Origin of the sequence: Bradyrhizobium sp., assembly GCF_049581145.1 — a bacterium.
GTDB lineage: Bacteria > Pseudomonadota > Alphaproteobacteria > Rhizobiales > Xanthobacteraceae > Bradyrhizobium.
On record NZ_JBAURI010000931.1, the window covers coordinates 1 to 2814 of the forward strand.

Consider the following 2814-nt stretch of genomic DNA (forward strand, 5'->3'; position numbering starts at 1 on the left):
CTCTATGTGCTGGAGGGTTCGCGGCTGGGGGCGGCCTTCCTGCTGCGGACCATCCTGCAATCCGCCGATCCGCTGGTCGCGGCGACCACGGCCTATCTCGGCCACGGCGCCGGCCAGCCGCTGTGGCGGAGTTTTCTGGCCCGGCTCGCGCAGGAAGCCATGACGGCGGACGAGGAGGCCGAGGCGGTCGACGGCGCATGTCAGGCGTTCGCGTTGTTTGCGAGAACGGCGGCTCAAGCATGAACGGACACGCATGAACGAACAGGTCAACCTCTCCAACTGTGATCGCGAGCCGATCCACATTCCCGGCAGCGTGCAGCCGTTCGGCTTCCTGTTGACGCTGTTGTCCGACTTCACGATCTGCATGGCCTCGGAGAATGCCGGCGATTTCCTCGGCATGGAGTTTTCCAGGCTGCTGCAGCGCCCGATCTCGCGGGTGTTCTCGGAGGCTGCGGTCCGCGCGATCCGCGCCCGCGTCGATTATCTCAGCGGCCCCGATGCGGTCGAGCGCATCTTCGGATTGCAGCTGCAGTCGGGCCGGCCGCCGTTCGATCTCGCAATTCATTTTTCCGGCGCCTATCTCGTCGTCGAGGCCGAGCCGAGCGTGCTCGAGCCGGACGTCAACTCCGGCGAACTGGTCCGCCTGATGCTCGGCCGTCTGCGCAAGACAAGGGGCCTCGCCGAGCTCGCGCAGGAGGCTGCCCGGCAGCTCAAGGTTCTGACCGGCTTCGATCGGGTGATGGTGTATCGCTTCCACCCGGACGGGTCGGGCGAGGTGATCGCCGAGGCGGCGGCGTCGGGGCTCGAGCCGTTCCTCGGGCTGCATTACCCGGCCTCCGACATTCCCAGGCAGGCGCGGATTCTCTATCAGCGCAACTGGCTCCGCATCATCGCCGACATCGATGCGCGCCCGGCGGCGCTGAAATCGACGGCGACCCACAGCGCCGAACTGCTCGATCTGTCGATGAGCGTGCTGCGCAGCGTCTCGCCGATCCACATCGAATATCTCCGCAACATGGGCGTCGGCGCCTCGATGTCGGTCTCGATCCTGCGCGACGGCAAGCTCTGGGGCCTGTTCGCCTGCCATCACTACCAGCCACGCCATATCTCGTTCGAGAAGCGCACCGCCTCCGAGCTGTTCGGCCAGATGTTCTCCTGGATCCTGGAGGGGCGCGAGCGCGAGAGCGACGTCGCGTACGAAACCAGCGCCCATCAGATCCAGGAAAAACTGATGGAGACGGCGGCCACCCATGCGCACAGCCCGCGCGCCATCATCGATTTCATCGCCGACTATCGCAGGATGATCGCATGCGACGGGATCGCGGTGTGGTCCGACGGCCACATCACGCTGGAGGGCGAGACGCCGACCGAGAGCGAGGTCAAGGACCTCGTCGGCTTCATCAACCGCACCTCGCCGGGACGGATCTGCGCCAGCGCCGAAATCGCCAAGGTCTATGCCGCCGGCGAATCGTTCCGGGATCGCGCCGCCGGCTTCCTTGCCATCCCGATCTCGCGGACGCCGCGCGATTGCCTGATCTTCTTCCGCCGCGAGGTGCTGCGCTCGGTCAACTGGGCCGGCGATCCCAACAAATCCTATGCAGAGGGACCGCTCGGCGCCCGCCTGACCCCGCGCAAGAGCTTCGAGCTGTGGCAGGAGACGGTCGCAGGCCAATCGAAGCCATGGTCGTCGGCGGATCTGCGCATCGCCGAGAGCCTGCGCGTCACCTTGCTCGAAGTCATCCTGCAACTGTCCGATCTGGCCGCGCGCGAGCGCCGCGGCGCGCAGGAGCGGCAGGAACTGATGATCGCCGAGCTCAATCACCGGGTCCGCAACATCCTGAGCCTGGTCCGCGGCCTGGTGGCGCAGAGCAAGGACAACACCGCGAGCATCGAGGAATTCGCCAGCGTGCTCGGCGGCCGGATCCAGGCGCTGGCCCGCGCCCACGACCAGATCACCAATCTGAACTGGGCGCCGGTCGCGCTCAAGGCGCTGGTGGAGTCAGAGGCCGGCGCCTATCTCGGCGCCCGCGCCGGCCGCATCAGGCTGGACGGCCCCGACGTCGCCCTCGATCCCAAGGCCTTCGCCACGCTGGCGCTGGTCGTGCACGAGATGATGACCAACTCCGCCAAATACGGCGCGCTCGCCGATTCCACCGGCCATGTCGAGGTGCTATGGAAGCTCGATCCCGGCTCCAGCCTGGTGATCGAATGGAAGGAAAGCGGCGGGCCACCGGTGCAGCCGCCGTCGCGGCGCGGCTTCGGCACCACGATCATCGAGCGCTCGGTGCCGTTCGATCTCAAGGGCGATGCGGAGATCCGTTTCGACCTGCTCGGGGTGCAGGCGAAATTCGTGATCCCGGCGAATTATGTCGAGCTGATGCCGTCGATCTCGGGCGCGCCGTCGCGGATCGAGATGAAGCAGCCGGCGCCGCCGCGGATTTCCGATACCGCGCTGATCGTCGAGGACAATCTGATCATCGCGATGAGCGCGGAGGTGATCCTGCTCGAGCTCGGCGCGCGTCACGTCGAGACCGCGGCCTCCGTCAGCCAGGCGCTGGCCTCGATCGCGCGCACAAGGCCGAGCTTTGCGCTGCTCGACATCAATCTGGGCGGCGAAAGCAGCATCGGCATCGGCCACAAACTGCGCGAGCTCGGCGTGCCCTTCATCTTCGCCACCGGCTACGGCGAACGCGCGCCGATTCCGGAAGAGCTCGCCGCCAGCCCGGTGATCCAGAAGCCCTACACCAAGGAAGTGGTCGAGAACGCGCTGGCGCGGCTGGTGTAGCGGCGCGACGCATTCGGAAAAGGTGGGGT

Annotated in this window: 2 protein-coding genes; both read left to right on the plus strand. The window is 66.7% G+C overall.

Annotated features, from left to right (window positions below; genetic code table 11):
* On the plus strand, positions 1–243 hold a 243-nt coding region (locus tag WCB02_RS30485), incomplete at its 5' end, for a biliverdin-producing heme oxygenase (RefSeq protein ID WP_423963867.1).
* 10 nt (positions 244–253) lie between these two features.
* Positions 254–2785: an HWE histidine kinase domain-containing protein gene (locus WCB02_RS30490; protein ID WP_423963869.1), complete on the plus strand. Its 2532-nt coding sequence runs from the start codon at positions 254–256 to the stop codon at positions 2783–2785.
* The last annotated feature ends 29 nt before the right edge of the window (positions 2786–2814 follow it).

Excerpts from the sequence above, each read along its gene's own strand:
- WCB02_RS30490 (WP_423963869.1), top strand. The coding sequence starts at position 254 with ATGAACGAACAGGTCAACCTCTCCAACTGTGATCGCGAGCCGATCCAC.